This is a genomic window from Streptomyces sp. NPDC104309 (assembly GCF_055584025.1).
The window spans coordinates 1-17,006 of record NZ_JBVJMV010000045.1; the positions used below are offsets into that span (position 1 = coordinate 1).

A 17,006-nucleotide genomic window follows, 5' to 3' on the forward strand; every position below is an offset into this window, starting at 1 on the left:
AAGGGGCAGATCTTCGTGAAGGGCGAGGTCATCAAGACCGTGCCGGAGTCGAAGATCGTCGAGACGCTGATCGAAGAAGCCCTGAAGATCGCCGAACAGATGGAGAAGGACGGCGTCGCCTCGGGCGAGCCCGAGGTCTCCATCAGCTGAACCACGATGTGCCCCACCGCGCCCCGCCGGACGAACACCGTCCGGCGGGGCGCGGTCGTGAGCGACCTCACGGTGCCCCGCAAACGCTCTTCCCGGGCATGGGCGGCGCCACCGAGCCTCTTTGGGTACAGTGCGGAAATCAGCAGACCGCATGGTGAGGCCCCCTCGTGTTGACGCAGACCACCACCCGGGTCCTCGAACCCAGCGACCTCGGCGCCGCTCTCGCCATTCTGGAGAGCGAACCCGTCGCCAACGCGTTCGTGACGTCCCGGGTCCAGATCGCAGGTCTCGACCCATGGCGCCTCGGCGGCGAGATGTGGGGCTGGTACGCCGACGGCAGGCTGCGCTCACTGTGCTACTCCGGCGCCAACCTCGTACCGATCTGCGCCACCCCGGAGGCGGTCCGGGCCTTCGCCGACCGCGCCCGCCGGGCCGGCCGCCGCTGCTCCTCGATCGTCGGCCCCGCGGAGCCCACCGCCCAGCTGTGGCGGCTGCTCGAACCCGGCTGGGGCCCCGCTCGCGAGGTCCGGGCCCATCAGCCGCTCATGGTCACCGAGAGCCCGTCCGCCGACGTCACTCCCGACCCCCTGGTCCGCCGGATCCGCAAGGACGAGATGGACGTTCTGATGCCGGCCTGCGTGGCGATGTTCACCGAGGAGGTCGGCATCTCCCCGCTCGCGGGCGACGGCGGACTCCTCTACCAGGCACGCGTCGCCGAACTCGTCGGCGCCGGCCGCTCCTTCGCCCGGATCGAGGACGGCCGGGTCGTCTTCAAGGCGGAGATCGGCGCGGCCACTTCGCAGGCCTGCCAGATCCAGGGCGTCTGGGTCGCCCCCGAACACCGCGGCCGGGGGCTCTCCGAAACCGGTATGGCGGCCGTCCTGCGCTACGCACTGGCCGACGTCGCACCCGTCGTCAGCCTCTACGTGAACGACTACAACACCCCCGCGCGCAAGGCGTACGCCAGGGTCGGCTTCCGTGAGACCGGCGTGTTCATGAGCGTGCTGTTCTGACCGGTCGACGACCGGCTCCACCACCCCGTACCGCCCGCCCCGTCCGGGCCAGTAGGGTCGGCCCATGGCAGCACTTCCCGGGGGCGGTCCCCGCACTCCCAGCGTCCGGATCGGACCGATCGATCTCGCCGCACGCGTGGACGAGGCGCTCGCCGTGCAGGCCGTCGCCTTCGGCCTGGCCCCGGAGGAGATCGAGGTACGACGCCACATCGTTCTCAGACACCTCGAACACCCCCATGCCCGCGCGCTGGGCGCCACCACCCCCGGCGGCCGGCTCGTCGGCTTCGTCTACGGCATGCCGAACGAACGCCACCAGTGGTGGTCCACCGTCGTCGAGCCCTACCTCCGCGCCACCGGCTCCGCGCACTGGCTCGACGACTCGTTCGTCATCACCGAGCTGCACGTGCTCCCGGAATTCCAGAACCGGGGCATCGGCCGCGCGCTGATCACCACCATCACGGACGCCGCCGACCAGCCCCGGTCCATCCTCTCCGCCATCGACACGGAGAGCCCGGCACGGGGTCTGTATCGCAGTCTCGGATACCAGGACCTGGCCCGGCAGGTGCTCTTCCCCAGCGCTCCCAAGCCGTACGCGGTGATGGGAGCCCCGCTTCCGCTGCGCCGCCAGGGCTAGGCCCTGTCCTGCCGATCTTCGCGGGCCCGGGGCGTCGCCCCGAGCTCCCGGCAAACCTTTCCGGCCACAGCACCAGGTCTCTCGTCCGGCGAAAGAACCAGGGGGCCGGAACCAATCGATTTCCGCCCACCGGTGCCGCCCGGCTAACCTCACGCTCATCACCCTTCCGAGCAGGAGTTCATCATGGCCCAGGTCCAGCGCATGTCCCGATTGATGATCAAGACACTGCGCGACGACCCGGCGGACGCCGAGACGCTCAACCACAAGCTGCTCGTCCGGGCCGGTTACGTACGTCGCACGGCGGCCGGAATCTGGACCTGGCTGCCGCTGGGAAAGAAGGTCCTGGAGAACATCACCCGCGTCGTGCGCGAGGAGATGGACGCCATCGGTGGCCAGGAAGTACTGCTGCCCGCGCTGCTCCCGAAGGAGTCGTACGACGCCAGCGGTCGCTACGACGAGTACGGCGATCTGCTCTTCAAGCTCAAGGACCGCAAGGGCGCGGAGTACCTCCTCGGCCCGACCCACGAAGAGATCTTCACCCAGGTCGTCAAGGATCAGATCACGTCCTACAAGGACCTGCCCGTGATCCTGTACCAGATCCAGACCAAGTACCGGGACGAGGCCCGCCCGCGCGCCGGAGTGCTGCGCGGCCGTGAGTTCCAGATGAAGGACTCGTACTCCTTCGACACCACGGACGAGGGGCTCGTCGAGGCGTACCAGCTGCACCGCGCCGCCTACATCCGGATCTTCGAGCGGCTCGGCCTCGACCACCGCATCGTCTCCGCCGTCTCCGGCGCGATGGGCGGCTCGGCCTCCGAGGAGTTCCTGGCCCCCGCCCCGGCCGGTGAGGACACCTTCGTCGACTGCCCCGCCTGCGACTACGCCGCCAACACCGAGGCCGTGACCTTCAAGGCCACTGCCGTGGACGGCTCGGCCCACGGCTCCGTCGAGGAGCTGGACACCCCCGACACCCCGACCATCGAGACGCTCGCCGCGCACCTGGGCGTCCCCGCCTCCGCGACGCTGAAGAACCTGCTGGTCAAGGTCGACGGCGAGATCGTCGCCGTGGGCGTGCCCGGCGACCGTGAGGTCGACCTCGGCAAGCTGGGCGAGCACCTCGCGCCCGCCGTCGTCGAGCTGGTCACCGCGGAGGACTTCGAGGGCCGCCCCGACCTGGTCCGCGGCTACGTCGGCCCGCAGGGCCTGGAGAAGGTCCGTTACATCGCCGACCCGCGCATCGCCGTCGGCACCGCCTGGATCACCGGTGCGAACAAGCCCGGCACCCACGCGAAGAACGTCGTCGCCGGGCGTGACTTCGAGGTCGACGACTACCTCGACGTCGTCGTCGTCCAGGAGGGCGACCCGTGCCCCAAGTGCGGCACCGGCCTCAAGCTGGACCGCGCCATCGAGATCGGCCACATCTTCCAGCTGGGCCGCAAGTTCGCGGACGCCTTCCAGCTCGACGTGCTCGGCCAGAACGGCAAGCCGGTCCGGGTCACCATGGGCTCGTACGGCATCGGCGTCTCCCGCGCCGTCGCCGCGCTCGCCGAGCAGACCGCCGACGAGCAGGGGCTGTGCTGGCCCCGCGAGATCGCCCCGGCCGACGTCCATGTCGTCGCGGCGGGCAAGGCCCTCCAGACGGAGCTGGCGCTCGATGTCGCCGAGAAGCTCGCCGCCGCCGGTGTGCGGGTCATGGTCGACGACCGTGCGGGTGTCTCGCCCGGTGTGAAGTTCACCGACGCCGAGCTGATCGGCGTCCCGAAGATCCTGGTCGCGGGCCGCCGCTCGGCCGAAGGCGTCCTGGAGCTCAAGGACCGCCGTACGGGCGAGCGCGAGGAGATCACGGTCGACGAGGCGATCGCCCGCCTCGCCGTCCAGGGCTGACACCGGACGGACGAAGCCGCAGGCCCCCGCGCACCGCGCGGGGGCCTGCGGCTTGCCGTGCCCGCTACAGCCAGCTGGCGAACTCCAGCGTCAGCTCGCCCTCCTGGCGACGGCCGACCGCCAGCGCCCGGGTGCCCGACTCCACCGCACGGAACAGCGTCCAGCCGTGCAGCCGTTCCCGGTCCACGTCCAGCGAATCGGCGAGCTTCTTGATCCGGCGCCGTGCCGTCACTGCGCCGCCGGGGGAGGCGATCAGGTCCTCGACCCGGTCACGCACCAGGCGCGCCAGATCGTAGGCCCGCTCGCCGACCAGCGGCTCCGGCCCGACCGTCAGCCAGGGCGCCCGCTCGCCCGCGAGCACCTTGCTCTGGCGGAAGTTGCCGTGCAGCAGCAGGAGTTCGGAGGAGTCGGCGACCAGCTCCGCACGCGCCGCGAGCGCCGCGGAGACCAGTGGCTCCAGGCCCGGGTCCGCCGCGGCGAAGGCCCGCATCGGCTCCGTACGGCGCGCGGTCCGCTCGGTGACCGTCTCGAACCCGTGGCCGGCCGGGGGCTCGACCCACAGCCGGCGCACCGTCCCCGCCGCCTCCAGCAGCGCCTTCGCCTCCGGCAGTGAGCGCAGTGACACCTCGGGGTGCAGCCGTTCGAGCAGCAGCGCACCGGGGCCGGTGCCGACGAGCCGCACCGCGCCCCAGCCGTTCCAGTGCTCCAGCGCCGCCTGCTCCAGCTCGGGCGCGGCTCCGGACGGAGCGATCTTCAGCGCCGCCGGGGTGCCGTCGGAGCACGTCACCAACAGGACCAGACTGCTGCGGCCCCCGGGGGCGGCCACCCGGTCCACGGTCAGCTCCTGCCCGGTCGAGGCCAGCGCTTCCTCGGTCAGTGCGGGAAGGCGCGCGAGCCAGTCGGCGGCCGAATCCCCGTACGACTCGCCCAGCGCTCGCACCAGACGCTGCGGCGGTTCGAAACCCATACGTGCTTTGTTCCCTTTCAGAGCTTCTTCAGTGCGTCGCGCCGGTCCCGTTCCTCACACCGGCCCCGTCCTTCGTGCCGGACCCGGCCTTCGCGCCGGACCCGTCGGCGGTCCGCTCGGCGAGCCCGGGAAAGGGTACGCCGCTGCCCCGCCAGCGGACCGCGCGCACCGCGGCCTCCCGCAGCGCGTCCGCGGCCTCCCGCCGGAGCGGCCCTTCGGCGGCCCGTACGAGATCGGAGTAGACGTCCGACACCCGGTCCTCCAGCAGGGTGGCCAGCCGCACCGCCGCGGCCGGGTCCGGCACCGCGAACGGCAGAGCGTACGCGGCCTGCGCGGCCACCGGTTCACCGCCCAGGTCACGCACGGTCCGCTGCAGCGCGTCGCGCCGGGCGCGGTGCGCGTGGTAAGCCGCCGTGGCCTCGGCCCGGCGGCCGTCGGCGACCCGGCCGCCGACGACCCCGTACCCGTACACCGCCGCGTGTTCGGCGGCCAGGGCCGCCTGCGCCGCCTTCCGTGTCCCGGCGTTCATGACGAGGTCTCCTTGGCCAGTTCGGTCAGCAGATAGGCGTGTGCCGCGCCCGCCGCCGCGATCGACGCCAGCAGCCGGGCCAGCTCCGGCGGGGCCTTCAGCAGCGTCGCCGTGTGGGCGTCCGAGGCGCGGCGCTCCGCCCCGGCCAGCTCCTTGACGGCGGCCCTGGCGTCGGTGGCGGGGGTGCGCGAGAACACCGGCGTACCGTCGCCGTCGGGCGCCAGCGCCTGGGCGTGGGCCCGTACGGCGTCCCGCAGCGGCGAGAGCCCGGCGGCGGTGGCCGGGTGGGCCCTGACCACCTGCTCGTACCGGGCGAGCAGGTCCCTGCTGGTACGGGCGGCAGTCGCCCGGAGCGTCCGCTCCGCCCGTGCGGCCGAGGCCTGCTCGGCCGGGGTCGCCCCGTCGGGCCGGGCCGATCCCTCCCGCTGCCCGGACCCGTCACCGCAGCCGGCCAGCACCGCCCCCATGGCGATCGCCCCCGTCGCGGTGAACGCACCTCTGCGCGTCGTCCCCGTGCGCCGCACTTGTTCTCCTTCGGGCTTGGACCTGTCTTGACTGGATCTGTCCTGAAGTGATCACCGCAGGCGAGCGTACCCGCGGTCGCGGAGCACGCGGACGGCAACACCCCTCGGGACCGGATACCCTTTGACCTGACACGCGAGATCCCCACAACAGCACACGCGGCCGAGGAGTCACCCGGATGAGCACCACCCAGAGCGAGAGGCTGCGCGGACTGCTCGAACCGCTCGTCAGCGCCGAGCAGCTGGATCTCGAAGAGATCGAGGTGTCCCGGGCCGGCCGCCGCCGGGTGCTGCGGATCGTCGTGGACTCCGATGAGGGCGTGGAACTGGACGCCTGTGCCCGGCTGAGCCGCGCGCTCTCCGAGAAGCTGGACGAGACCGACGCGATGGGCGACGACGAGTACGTCCTCGAAGTCAGCTCGCCCGGTGCCGACCGTCCGCTGACGGAGCACCGCCACTACGTACGTGCCACGGGCCGCCTGGCCAAGCTGCAGCTGCGCGAGGGCGCTGAGCTGGTGGCCCGCATCCTCGCCGTGGACGAAGAGGGGCTCGACCTCGAAGTCCCGGGCGTCAAGGGCCGCAAGCCCACGTCCCGCCGGGTCGCCTTCGACGAGATCGCCAAGGCGCGCGTGGAGATCGAATTCAGCCGCAAGGACAAGAAGGAAGAGGAGGCGTAGCCGTGGACATCGATGTGAAGCTCTTGAAGGGCTTGGCACAGGACAAGGAGATCCCCTTCGACGTGCTCGTCGAGGCGATCGAGTCGGCCCTCCTCATCGCCTACCACCGTACGGACGGAAGCCACCGCCGCGCGCGCGTGAAGCTCGACGAGCGCGGCCATGTGACGGTGTGGGCGAAGGAGGACCCGGCCGACCTCGAACCGGGCCAGGAGCCCAAGGAGTTCGACGACACCCCGTCCGGCTTCGGCCGGATCGCCGCGACCACCGCCAAGCAGGTCATCCTGCAGCGGCTGCGCGACGCCGAGGACGACCGGACCTTCGGGGAGTACGCGGGCCACGAGGGCGATGTCGTCACCGGCGTCGTCCAGCAGGGCAAGGACCCGAAGAACGTCCTGGTCGACATCGGCAAGCTCGAAGCGATCCTGCCGGTGCAGGAGCAGGTGCCGGGCGAGGAGTACACCCACGGTCTGCGCCTGCGCACCTACGTCGTACGCGTGGCCAAGGGGGTCCGCGGTCCGTCCGTGACGCTGTCGCGGACCCACCCCAACCTGGTCAAGAAGCTCTTCGCGCTGGAGGTCCCGGAGATCGCGGACGGTTCCGTCGAGATCTGCGCGATCGCCCGCGAGGCCGGTCACCGCACCAAGATCGCGGTCCGTTCGACCCGTTCCGGGCTGAACGCCAAGGGTGCCTGCATCGGCCCGATGGGCGGCCGGGTGCGCAACGTCATGGCCGAACTGCACGGCGAGAAGATCGACATCGTGGACTGGTCGGACGACCCGGCCGAGATGGTCGCCAACGCCCTGTCGCCCGCGCGGGTGAGCCAGGTCGAGGTCGTGGACCTCGGCGCACGGTCCGCCCGGGTCACCGTCCCGGACTACCAGCTGTCGCTGGCGATCGGCAAGGAGGGGCAGAACGCCCGCCTAGCCGCCCGCCTCACCGGCTGGCGCATCGACATCCGTCCGGACACCGAGACCGACGCCGAGCGCGATGTCGCCGACCGTGAGCGGGCCGAGCGGGCCCGCGAGCGTTCCGAGCGCGGCTGACCCGGCGCGGGCCGGCCGGCCCGCGCCGGGACCACCGGACACCGTTGGGAACGGCCGTCCGGGGCGGTGGCGCGGGCCGCAGGGAATACATCTGAGCGGCACGCCGCTGAGAAAACGACAACATCCGTTCGATTTTTGCCCCAAAGGGGTGAGGTCGGTGCGGGGAGGTAGACTTAGCCGTGTCTGGCCGGACGCACGCCCGCGCTTGCCCTGAGCGAACCTGTGTGGGATGCCGGGAGCGGGCGGCCAAGAGCGAGCTGCTGCGCATCGTCGCGGACGGGGACGCCTGCGTTCCCGATCCTCGCGGTACGCTGCCCGGCCGGGGTGCCTATGTACACCCCGTCCCCGTCTGTCTGGACCTGGCGGTTCGCCGCCGGGCATTCCCTCGGGCCTTCAAGGCCAAGGGGCCGTTCGACCCCGCCGCAGTGCAGCGGTTCGTCGAGCGGGTGACACCGTAAGAAACGAACGGCACGGGACCCCGTGCGGTCAGGTACCTCGCGAGTTGGAAGTAGGTCGAGATTGCGATGAGCACTCGATGAGTACGCGATGAGTACGCCCATGAAGTAGCGACGGTCCGGCGGTAACCCGGACCTAAAAGGAGCGAAGTGGCTAAGGTCCGGGTATACGAACTCGCCAAGGAGTTCGGCGTCGAGAGCAAGGTCGTCATGGCCAAGCTCCAAGAGCTCGGTGAATTCGTCCGTTCGGCGTCCTCGACGATCGAGGCGCCGGTTGTACGCAAGTTGACTGACGCACTGCAGGGGCCCGGCGGCAACGCCGGCAAGTCCGCTGCGAAGCCTGGCGCGCCCCGCAAGGCGGCGCCCGTGAAGCCCGCAGCGCCCTCCCCGGCCGCTGCGGCACGTCCCGCTGCCCCGAAGCCCGGTGCCCCGGCCCCCAAGCCGGCCCCCGCCGCAGCGGCGAGCAGCACCCCCGAGGCGCCTTCCGCGCCGTCCGCCGGACCGCGGCCGGGCCCGAAGCCCGCGCCCAAGCCCGCTCCGGTGACTCCGGTCCCCGCTGCCGAGTTCTCGGCTCCGGCTCCGGCCCAGCCCGCTGCCCCGCAGCAGCAGGCCCCGCGTCCCACCGGTGCCACCCCCGGCCCGCGTCCCGCCCGTCCGGCTCCGTCCGGCGGTCAGCGTGACGGCGGTCGCGGTGGCGAGCGCGGCGAGCGTGGCGACCGTCCCGCGCGTCCCGCGGGTCAGGGCGCCCCGCGCCCCGGCGCCCGTCCGGCCGGTCCCCGTCCGGGCAACAACCCCTTCACCTCCGGTGGCTCGACGGGCATGGCCCGTCCGCAGGCGCCCCGTCCCGGCGGCGCCCCGCGTCCCGGTGGCGGTCAGGACCGTCCGGGCGCCCCGCGTCCGCAGGGCGGCCCCGGTGGCGCCCCGCGTCCCCAGGGTCAGGGCGGTGCCCGTCCCACTCCGGGCGGCATGCCCCGTCCGCAGGCTCCCCGTCCGGGCGGTGCCCCCAGTGGTAACCGTCCGAACCCGGGCATGATGCCGCAGCGTCCCGCCGCGGGTCCGCGTCCCGGTGGTGGCCCCGGCGGTGGCCGCGGTCCCGGCGGTGGCGGCGGCGGTCGTCCCGGTGGCGGCGCCGGTCGTCCCGGTGGTGGCGGCTTCGCAGGCCGTCCGGCCGGTCCCGGTGGCGGTGGCGGCGGTTTCGCCGGTCGTCCCGGTGGCGGTGGCGGCGGTGGCGGTGCGGGTCGTCCCGGCGGTGGCGGTGGCTTCGGCGGCCGTCCCGGCTTCGGTGGACGTCCCGGCGGCCCCGGTGGCCGTGGTGGCACACAGGGTGCGTTCGGTCGTCCCGGCGGTCCCGCGCGTCGTGGCCGCAAGTCGAAGCGGCAGAGGCGCCAGGAGTACGAGGCCATGCAGGCCCCGTCGGTGGGCGGCGTCATGCTGCCTCGCGGCAACGGACAGTCCGTCCGTCTGTCGCGCGGTGCCTCCCTCACCGACTTCGCGGAGAAGATCAACGCCAACCCGGCGTCGCTCGTCGCCGTGATGATGAACCTCGGCGAGATGGTCACGGCGACGCAGTCGGTCTCCGACGACACGCTGAAGCTGCTCGCCGATGAGATGAACTACGTCCTGGAGATCGTCAGCCCGGAGGAGGAGGACCGCGAGCTTCTGGAGTCCTTCGACATCGAGTTCGGCGAGGACGAGGGCGGCGAAGAGGCGCTCATCCCGCGTCCGCCGGTCGTGACCGTCATGGGTCACGTCGACCACGGCAAGACGCGTCTTCTGGACGCCATCCGCAAGACGAACGTCGTCGCGGGCGAGGCCGGCGGCATCACCCAGCACATCGGTGCCTACCAGGTCTCCTCCGAGGTCAACGGCGAGGACCGCCGGATCACCTTCATCGACACCCCGGGTCACGAGGCGTTCACCGCCATGCGTGCCCGTGGTGCGAAGTCCACCGACATCGCGATCCTCGTGGTGGCGGCGAACGACGGTGTGATGCCCCAGACGATCGAGGCGCTGAACCACGCCAAGGCGGCCGACGTGCCGATCGTGGTCGCGGTCAACAAGATCGACGTCGAGGGCGCGGACCCGACCAAGGTGCGCGGTCAGCTCACCGAGTTCGGTCTGGTGGCCGAGGAGTACGGCGGCGACACGATGTTCGTCGACATCTCCGCCAAGCAGGGCCTCAACATCGAGGCTCTCCTGGAGGCCGTCGTCCTCACCGCCGACGCCTCGCTCGACCTGCGGGCCAACCCGGAGCAGGACGCGCAGGGCATCGCGATCGAGTCCCACCTCGACCGCGGCCGCGGTGCCGTTTCGACCGTCCTGGTCCAGCGCGGCACGCTGCGCATCGGTGACACGATGGTGGTCGGCGACGCGTACGGCCGTGTCCGGGCGATGCTCGACGACAACGGCAACAACGTCGAGGAAGCGGGTCCGTCGACCCCCGTCCTCGTGCTGGGTCTCACCAACGTCCCGGGTGCCGGCGACAACTTCCTGGTGGTCGACGAGGACCGTACGGCCCGTCAGATCGCCGAGAAGCGTGCCGCCCGTGAGCGCAACGCCAACTTCGCCCGCAAGGGTGTCCGGTTCTCCCTGGAGAACCTGGACGAGGCGCTCAAGGCCGGTCTGGTCCAGGAGCTCAACCTCATCATCAAGGGCGACGCGTCCGGTTCGGTGGAGGCTCTCGAGTCCTCGCTGCTCCAGCTCGACGTCGGCGACGAGGTCGACATCCGGGTCCTGCACCGCGGTGTGGGTGCGGTCACCGAGTCGGACATCGACCTGGCGACCGGCTCCGACGCCATCGTCATCGGCTTCAACGTCCGGGCTGCCGGGCGTGCCCAGCAGATGGCGGAGCGCGAGGGTGTCGACGTCCGCTACTACTCGGTGATCTACCAGGCCATCGAGGAGATCGAGGCGGCCCTCAAGGGCATGCTCAAGCCGGAGTACGAAGAGGTCGAGCTCGGTACGGCGGAGATCCGCGAGATCTTCCGCTCGTCCAAGCTGGGCAACATCGCCGGTGTGCTGGTCCGCTCCGGCGAGGTCAAGCGCAACACCAAGGCGCGCCTGCTGCGCGATGGCAAGGTCATCGCGGAGAACCTCAACATCTCCGGTCTGCGCCGCTTCAAGGACGACGTCACCGAGATCCGCGAAGGCTTCGAGGGTGGTATCAACCTCGGAAACTTCAACGACATCAAGATCGACGACGTCATCGCGACGTACGAGATGCGCGAGAAGCCGCGAGGCTGATCCGCGGGGATTTCCGGGGGAGACCCCGGACCTCTCTTCAAGAGTCGGGGCCGGTCGGCGGGTCATATTTCCGTCGATCGGCCCCGGTCGTTCCGTGTACGGTTCTTGTGTCCCTGCCAAGCACTGGCAGGGCGCGAACCCGAACCGGCGGGACATCCGGACATACATGTATGTGGGGACACTGTCCTTCGATCTGCTTCTCGGCGACGTACGGTCGTTGAAGGAGAAACGCTCCGTCGTCCGCCCGATCGTCGCCGAGCTCCAGCGCAAATTCGCGGTGAGCGCGGCGGAGGTGGGCGATCAGGATCTCCATCGCAGGGCCGAGATCGGCCTTGCCATGGTCTCCGGGGACACCGGACACCTCACAGACGTTCTGGACCGGTGCGAGCGGTTGGTGGCCGCCCGGCCGGAAGTGGAGCTGCTGTCCGTACGACGGCGGCTGCACAGCGACGAAGACGATTGAGCAAGGCTGAGAAGGAGACGGACCAGTGGCCGACAACGCGCGGGCGAAAAAGCTGGCGGACCTCATCCAGGAGGTGGTCGCCGAGAAACTGCAGCGCGGTATCAAGGACCCGCGTCTGGGTACGCACGTGACGATCACGGACACCCGGGTCACCGGTGACCTGCGGGAGGCCACGGTCTTCTACACGGTCTACGGCGACGACGAGGAGCGGGCGAGCGCGGCGGCCGGCCTGGAGAGCGCCAAGGGCATCCTGCGTTCGGCGGTCGGAGCGGCGGCGGGGACGAAGTTCACCCCCACGCTGGCCTTCGTGGCCGACGCCCTTCCGGAGAACGCCAAGGCGATCGAGGACCTCCTCGACCGGGCGCGGGCCTCGGACGCGCGGGTGCGCGAGGCATCCTCGGGCGCCACGTACGCCGGTGGCGCGGACCCGTACCGCAAGGCGGATGACGAGAACGACGAGGACACCGCCTCCGAATGACAGCGCAGAACAGGACACCCGGTCAGGGGCGCGGGAGCGCGGCGACCTCTGACAAGGGTGGTGGTGGGCGCCGGGAGGACGGCCTGGTCATCGTCGACAAGCCGTCCGGCTTCACTTCGCACGACGTCGTCGCCAAGATGCGCGGCATCGCCAGGACCCGCCGCGTCGGCCACGCCGGCACGCTGGACCCGATGGCGACGGGCGTTCTGGTGCTCGGTGTCGAGAAGGCCACCAAGCTGCTGGGCCACCTCGCGCTGACCGAGAAGGAGTACCTCGGCACGATCCGGCTCGGCCAGAACACCGTCACCGATGACGCGGAGGGCGAGATCACCTCGTCCACCGACGCCTCCGGTGTGACCCGTGAGGGCATCGACGCCGGGGTCGCGGCCCTGACCGGACCGATCATGCAGGTGCCGTCCAAGGTCAGCGCCATCAAGATCGACGGCAAGCGGTCCTACGCGAGGGTGCGCGGCGGCGAGGAGTTCGAGATCCCGGCCAGGCCGGTGACGATCTCGTCCTTCCATGTCTACGACGTCCGCCAGGAGGTCGCCGAGGACGGCACGCCGGTCGTCGATCTGGTCGTCTCCGTCGTCTGCTCCTCCGGCACGTACATCCGCGCGATCGCCCGCGACCTCGGCGCCGGGCTCGGCGTCGGCGGCCATCTGACGGCGCTGCGGCGCACCCGGGTCGGGCCGTACGGTCTCGACATGGCGCGGACGCTCGACCAGCATCAGCAGGAGCTGACCGTGATGCCGGTGGCCGAGGCCGCCGCCTCGGCGTTCCCCCGCTGGGACGTGGACGAGAAGCGCGCCAAGCTGCTGCTGAACGGGGTGCGGCTGGACATGCCCGCCTTCCCGCCGGGACCGGTCGGGGTCTTCGGGCCGGACGGACGCTTCCTGGTTCTCGTCGAGGAGCAGAAGGGCAAGGCCAAGAGCCTCGCCGTCTTCGCCTGACGGGCGGCTCGGGGCCGGAAGACCCCATCGTGGAGCGGGCGGAGCCCCCGCGCCCGCTCCACGGTCCCCCCAACGATTCCTGTCCACCGGGCGCCATGAATTCACCCCGATGAGCAGGCGCTCGGAGTGAATCAGGGGAGCGTTCAGGGGCGCTTTTACTCCGAGTGGTACACGTGCCGATGGCCGCCGCCCTAACGTCGGACCATGGGAAGCGGGGACCGGGCAACGCTGGTACGTATCTGCGATCAGGCCGGCCGGCCACGGGGGACCGGGTTCGTCGCGGACGACCGGGGCACGGTGGTGACCAGTCATGAAGCGGTCGACGGGCTCACGCGGCTCGTCCTGCACGGAACGGGCGGCCGCGGCTGCACCGTCGGGGCCGCCGATGTCACCGCGCTGCCCGAACAGGACCTCGCCCTGCTGCGCACCGGGGAGCCCTTGGCGCTCGGCGTCGAGCCGACGCCGATCGCGTCGCGGGACCGGATCGACGCCGGTACGTATGTGACGATCGCCGCCCACGGCTGGCGCGAGGCGCGGGTGCTCGGCACCGCCCCGGTGACGTACACCGCGAACGGCCGTGCCCTCCGGATCGGTGCCGCGCTGGAGCTGGCGCTGGGCACGGACGGTTCGGACGCGCTGCGGCTCGGCGGCACCGCCGTGGGCGGGCCCGTCCTCGACCCGGACAGCGGCGCGGTCCTCGCCGTGCTGGGTGCCGCGCTGCGTGCCGGGCATCACGCCGCCGGTTTCGCGGTGCCGCTCGGGAGCGCGAACGCCGACGGCCCGCTGGGCGCGTTGCTGCGGCGCAACGCGACGTGCGTGCCCGGATACGGACGCGATCTGAATCTCGCGGGCGCTCTGCACCTCACCGCGACCTCGCTCGGCTCGGCGGGCGGTCCGGCCGCCTGTTCCGATCCGGTCGAACGCCCGGAAGTGATCGCGGAGTTGACGGCCTTCTCGACGCCCGGCCGCCCCTCGTCCGTGCCGCCCCCTCCCGCCGTGGTCCTCGGTCTCGTCGGAGCGCCGGGCACCGGCCGCACCACCGAACTGGCCGCGCTCGCCGCCCGCCGGGCCCGCGGCTCCGTGCCCGCGCCCACGCTCTGGCTCCGCGGTGCCGATCTGCTGGCCGACGACTCCTCGGTCGCCGACGCGATCGCCCGCACGCTCCGGCGGTCCTGCCGGATCGTCACCGCCGCCGGGGCGAGGGGCGACATGACGACCGTCACCCCCGAGGGGGTGGCCCGGTTGGCCGCGGAGTCCGGGAGCACGTTGCTCGTCCTGCTGGACGGCCCCGAGGAGATGCCGCCCGTACTGGCCCAGGGGGCGGCCCGGTGGACCGCGGGCACCGTCGACTGGCTGCGGGGCAACGGGGCGCGGCTCGTGATGGCCTGCACGCCCGAGCACTGGGAGACGGCCGGTGCGCTCTGCCCGGCCGGTGCGCTGCACCGCCCCGCCAGGCCGGCCGGACGACTGCCGTCCGCGGTCCGGCTCGGCGAGCTCACCGCGCGCCAGGCCGAACGGGCCCGGGAGCGGTACGCCATTCCGTCCGGTGCGCTCGCCCCCGGCCATGACCGGCACCCGCTCACCCTGCGCCTGCTCGCGGAGGTCCGCGAGGCGCTGCCCGCGGACGTCGCGGGGCGGCCCGACGCCGAGGACGTCTTCGGTGCTCACCTGGATCTGATGTGTCTGCGGGTCGCGGTCCGCATCGCGGCGCTGTCGGGCCCGGTGCCCGGGGGCACCGCGGTCCGCCGGCTCGCCGCGCGAGTGGCCGGGCAGGTACACGAGGCGGCTCGGCGCTGCCTGGGCCCCGGACAGGGGGAGCTGGACCGGGTGGCGTTCGAGGCGGTGTTCCCCTGGCGTACGGGCTGGGCGTCGGCCGTCCTCGCCGAAGGCCTGCTCGTGCCGGCGGGCGCGGGTTACCGCTTCGCGCACGAGGAGCTGGGGGACTGGGTGCAGGGAGCCCACCTGGACCTGGACGCGGCACTGTACGCGCTGGTCCACCGGTGGCAGGCGGCGGAGGGCGGGGCAGGGGCGGTGGAGGCCCGTGTTCCGCAGCCGCGGAGGCCGCGTACCGGGCGCGGCCGGGGGCCTGGGCAGGACGTCGTGGCGGCGCTTCGGGGGCCGAAGGGGCCCCCGGCGGAGCTCAGCCGCGTCCCCGCGCCGGACACCGCCGGGGAGGCCGCACCGGCGACCGTACCGCGCGCCCTGCCCGTACCGCGCCATCGGACCGGCCCGGTCATCCAGGCCCTGCTGCTCCTGGGCCGCAGGCAGGGGCCCGCTGCGCTGGCACACCGGCTGACCGGCCTCGTCGACGCCCTCGACCGGCCGGCGCCGGGATCGCCCGCCGGGGCCCGCGACGACGCCCGCTGGTGGGCGGTCCACCTGCTCTCGGAGACCCTGCTCCGGGTGCCCGACCTCCGGACCCAGCTCGGGGTGCTGCGGCTGCTGGCCGACCGCGTCGTCGCAAGCGCCGCGGCGGGAAAGCCGGTGGGCGCGGGGCCGTACGCGGAGTTCGGTCCGTGGTTCTGGCGCCGCCTGAGGCTGCCTGAAGCGGACCGGATCGATCTGTTCCGGCGTCTCGTCCCCGCCGACGGCCCGCACCGGGGCGGCCCGCGCGATGACGAGGACCACAGCTGTGACCCGCATCCCGACGGCGACGGCGGCGAGCGCTTCCTGGATGCCGTCGCGCGGCGGCTCGCCGCCCAGCCCCGGACCGTGCAGCCGCTGCTCTGCGACTGGTTCACCGACGAGCGACCGCTGCCCGCCGAGGAGGGGGAGGGGGCCGCGATGCGCCCGACCGTGGCCGCGGCCGCTCAGGCGCTGCTCTACGCCCGTCGGGACCTGGCCGTCGACGACCTGACCGAAGCACTCGTCTCGACCGCCCACCCCCGCGCGGAGGAGCTGCTGGCCGCGCTGGCCGAGGACGAGCCCGCCGCGCTGTGCCGCGCCGTCGACCGCTGGGCCCGCGACGAGGACAGGCCCGGCCGCCGGGCCGCCGCCGCCTCGTACGCCCCGCTCACCGCCGTGCATGCGACGCGCGACACCGACCGCGAGCTGCTGCGCGGGGCCGCCCTCGCCCTGCTGGCCCGCCCGGCCGACGCCCCCCTGCACGGGACCGCGCTCACCCTCCTCGTACAGGATCCACGGACTCGGGACCGCCATCTCCCGCAGGCGCTGCGGGCCTTCGTCGCGGGCGAGCCGCAGCTGTCCGCGCAGGCGCTGGCCGTCGCGCTGCCCTCCCATCCGGAGCCGGTGCTCGCCGCGTTGCGGGAGCGGCTGACCCGGCCCGGCGACGGGGCGGGCGAGGCACTGTGCGCGCTCGCCGGGATCGACGCGCCCGCGCTGGCCCTGCACGCCGCCGGGCTCGTGCGGGCGTACATCGACAGCCACCCGGACGACGCCGTGCACGCCGCCTCGTACATCGACCGGAGGCTGGAGCACGGACCCGCCGCCCGCGCCCTGCTGCTGCCCCTGGTGACCGGACTGCTGCGGGACCGGCCGGTGCCGCCGCCGGTGCGCGGCGCGCTCGCCGGGGTGCTCGCCGCGCCGGGCAGCCCCGCCTCCGCACAGCTGAGGGGCGAGCTGCTGGAGGTCCTGCTGGACTTCGAGCAGGAGGCCCACCGCGATCCGGCCGTGCTCGACGCGCTGCTGCGGGCCGCCGCGACCGGCTCCGGCGCCCGCGCGCAGGCGCGTACCCGTGCGCTGGTCCACCGCACCGGGATGCTCCTGGTCCGCACGCCCGAGGGCGCGGTCCGCTTCGACGGCCGGCTGGTCGAGCTGGCTCGTGACGTCCCCGGATTCGCCGCCCTGGTGACCGGGTGGCTGGCCGACGCCCCGCAGGAGTGGGCGGCGCTCGTCGGCCCCAGCGCACGGCGGACGGTGGAGGCCCTGGCGAGCCCCAAGACGATGCCGATGCGGGCCGCGGGGCGTGAGCATGGCAGTCTTAGACCTGCGTAACAGGCAATCTCACGTACACAGGTTCGGGCGAGGAGCGGTCAC

14 protein-coding genes and 1 pseudogene are annotated in these 17,006 nt (G+C 72.6%); 12 read left to right on the forward strand and 3 right to left on the reverse strand.

From position 1 onward, the window contains the following. From ACZ68L_RS38185 to ACZ68L_RS38200, 4 genes and pseudogenes are all read left to right on the forward strand, one after another. Positions 1-150, forward strand: a pseudogene (locus tag ACZ68L_RS38185) (flavodoxin-dependent (E)-4-hydroxy-3-methylbut-2-enyl-diphosphate synthase); the annotation flags it as partial. Between the two features lie 167 nt (positions 151-317). Then, positions 318-1,163, forward strand: coding sequence for a GNAT family N-acetyltransferase (locus tag ACZ68L_RS38190; RefSeq protein WP_469587071.1), 846 nt, complete (start codon positions 318-320; stop codon positions 1,161-1,163). Positions 1,164-1,227: 64 nt separating this feature from the next. Beyond that, positions 1,228-1,797: a GNAT family N-acetyltransferase gene (locus tag ACZ68L_RS38195; RefSeq protein ID WP_469587073.1), complete on the forward strand. Its 570-nt coding sequence runs from the start codon at positions 1,228-1,230 to the stop codon at positions 1,795-1,797. A 183-nt stretch (positions 1,798-1,980) separates the two neighbouring features. After that, entirely contained in the window at positions 1,981-3,681 is a 1,701-nt protein-coding gene (locus ACZ68L_RS38200; RefSeq protein WP_469587076.1) for a proline--tRNA ligase, read from the forward strand. A gap of 64 nt (positions 3,682-3,745) precedes the next feature. Here ACZ68L_RS38200 and ACZ68L_RS38205 read toward each other — a convergent pair whose 3' ends face one another. The 3 genes from ACZ68L_RS38205 to ACZ68L_RS38215 are packed head-to-tail and all read right to left on the reverse strand — an operon-like array spanning position 3,746 to position 5,701. Then, the gene (locus ACZ68L_RS38205) at positions 3,746-4,648 is read right to left on the reverse strand and encodes an aminoglycoside phosphotransferase family protein (RefSeq protein ID WP_469587078.1); all 903 of its coding nucleotides are present in this window, start codon (positions 4,646-4,648) and stop codon (positions 3,746-3,748) included. A 28-nt stretch (positions 4,649-4,676) separates the two neighbouring features. Next, on the reverse strand, positions 4,677-5,177 hold the full coding sequence (locus ACZ68L_RS38210; protein WP_469587081.1) for a ferritin-like domain-containing protein: 501 nt from the start codon (positions 5,175-5,177) through the stop codon (positions 4,677-4,679). Continuing rightward, positions 5,174-5,701 carry a hypothetical protein gene (locus ACZ68L_RS38215; RefSeq protein WP_469587082.1) on the reverse strand — a complete coding sequence of 176 codons (528 nt, stop codon included), beginning with the start codon at positions 5,699-5,701 and terminating at the stop codon, positions 5,174-5,176. The genes ACZ68L_RS38210 and ACZ68L_RS38215 overlap by 4 nt, the downstream gene beginning before the upstream one ends. A 176-nt stretch (positions 5,702-5,877) precedes the next feature. Between ACZ68L_RS38215 and rimP the strand changes: the two genes are divergently transcribed. The 8 genes from rimP (at position 5,878) to ACZ68L_RS38255 (ending at position 16,964) form a co-directional block, all read left to right on the forward strand. After that, positions 5,878-6,375, forward strand: coding sequence for a ribosome maturation factor RimP (rimP, locus tag ACZ68L_RS38220; RefSeq protein ID WP_469587084.1), 498 nt, complete (start codon positions 5,878-5,880; stop codon positions 6,373-6,375). 2 nt (positions 6,376-6,377) lie between these two features. Continuing rightward, positions 6,378-7,418 carry a transcription termination factor NusA gene (nusA, locus tag ACZ68L_RS38225; protein ID WP_351086206.1) on the forward strand — a complete coding sequence of 347 codons (1,041 nt, stop codon included), beginning with the start codon at positions 6,378-6,380 and terminating at the stop codon, positions 7,416-7,418. 179 nt (positions 7,419-7,597) lie between these two features. After that, entirely contained in the window at positions 7,598-7,876 is a 279-nt protein-coding gene (locus tag ACZ68L_RS38230) for a YlxR family protein (RefSeq protein ID WP_404258432.1), read from the forward strand. A 147-nt stretch (positions 7,877-8,023) separates the two neighbouring features. Beyond that, positions 8,024-11,116 carry a translation initiation factor IF-2 gene (gene infB, locus ACZ68L_RS38235; RefSeq protein WP_469587089.1) on the forward strand — a complete coding sequence of 1,031 codons (3,093 nt, stop codon included), beginning with the start codon at positions 8,024-8,026 and terminating at the stop codon, positions 11,114-11,116. A 166-nt stretch (positions 11,117-11,282) separates the two neighbouring features. After that, complete coding sequence (locus ACZ68L_RS38240) at positions 11,283-11,579, forward strand: DUF503 domain-containing protein (protein WP_469587091.1); 297 nt, start codon at positions 11,283-11,285, stop codon at positions 11,577-11,579. Between the two features lie 25 nt (positions 11,580-11,604). Then, complete coding sequence (rbfA, locus tag ACZ68L_RS38245; RefSeq protein WP_361456037.1) at positions 11,605-12,057, forward strand: 30S ribosome-binding factor RbfA; 453 nt, start codon at positions 11,605-11,607, stop codon at positions 12,055-12,057. Then, positions 12,054-13,010, forward strand: coding sequence for a tRNA pseudouridine(55) synthase TruB (gene truB / locus ACZ68L_RS38250; protein WP_469587095.1), 957 nt, complete (start codon positions 12,054-12,056; stop codon positions 13,008-13,010). Before rbfA ends, truB begins: the two co-directional genes overlap by 4 nt. Before the next feature lie 204 nt (positions 13,011-13,214). Then, entirely contained in the window at positions 13,215-16,964 is a 3,750-nt protein-coding gene (locus tag ACZ68L_RS38255) for a trypsin-like peptidase domain-containing protein (protein ID WP_469587097.1), read from the forward strand. Positions 16,965-17,006: the final 42 nt, after the last annotated feature.

Bases quoted from the DNA above. Each gene is read 5' to 3' on its own strand.
- ACZ68L_RS38195 (WP_469587073.1), top strand. From the start codon at position 1,228: ATGGCAGCACTTCCCGGGGGCGGTCCCCGCACTCCCAGCGTCCGGATC.
- ACZ68L_RS38200 (WP_469587076.1), top strand. From the start codon at position 1,981: ATGGCCCAGGTCCAGCGCATGTCCCGATTGATGATCAAGACACTGCGC.
- ACZ68L_RS38205 (WP_469587078.1), bottom strand. From the start codon at position 4,648: ATGGGTTTCGAACCGCCGCAGCGTCTGGTGCGAGCGCTGGGCGAGTCG.
- ACZ68L_RS38210 (WP_469587081.1), bottom strand. From the start codon at position 5,177: ATGAACGCCGGGACACGGAAGGCGGCGCAGGCGGCCCTGGCCGCCGAA.
- rimP (WP_469587084.1), top strand. From the start codon at position 5,878: ATGAGCACCACCCAGAGCGAGAGGCTGCGCGGACTGCTCGAACCGCTC.
- ACZ68L_RS38240 (WP_469587091.1), top strand. From the start codon at position 11,283: ATGTATGTGGGGACACTGTCCTTCGATCTGCTTCTCGGCGACGTACGG.
- truB (WP_469587095.1), top strand. From the start codon at position 12,054: ATGACAGCGCAGAACAGGACACCCGGTCAGGGGCGCGGGAGCGCGGCG.
- ACZ68L_RS38255 (WP_469587097.1), top strand. From the start codon at position 13,215: ATGGGAAGCGGGGACCGGGCAACGCTGGTACGTATCTGCGATCAGGCC.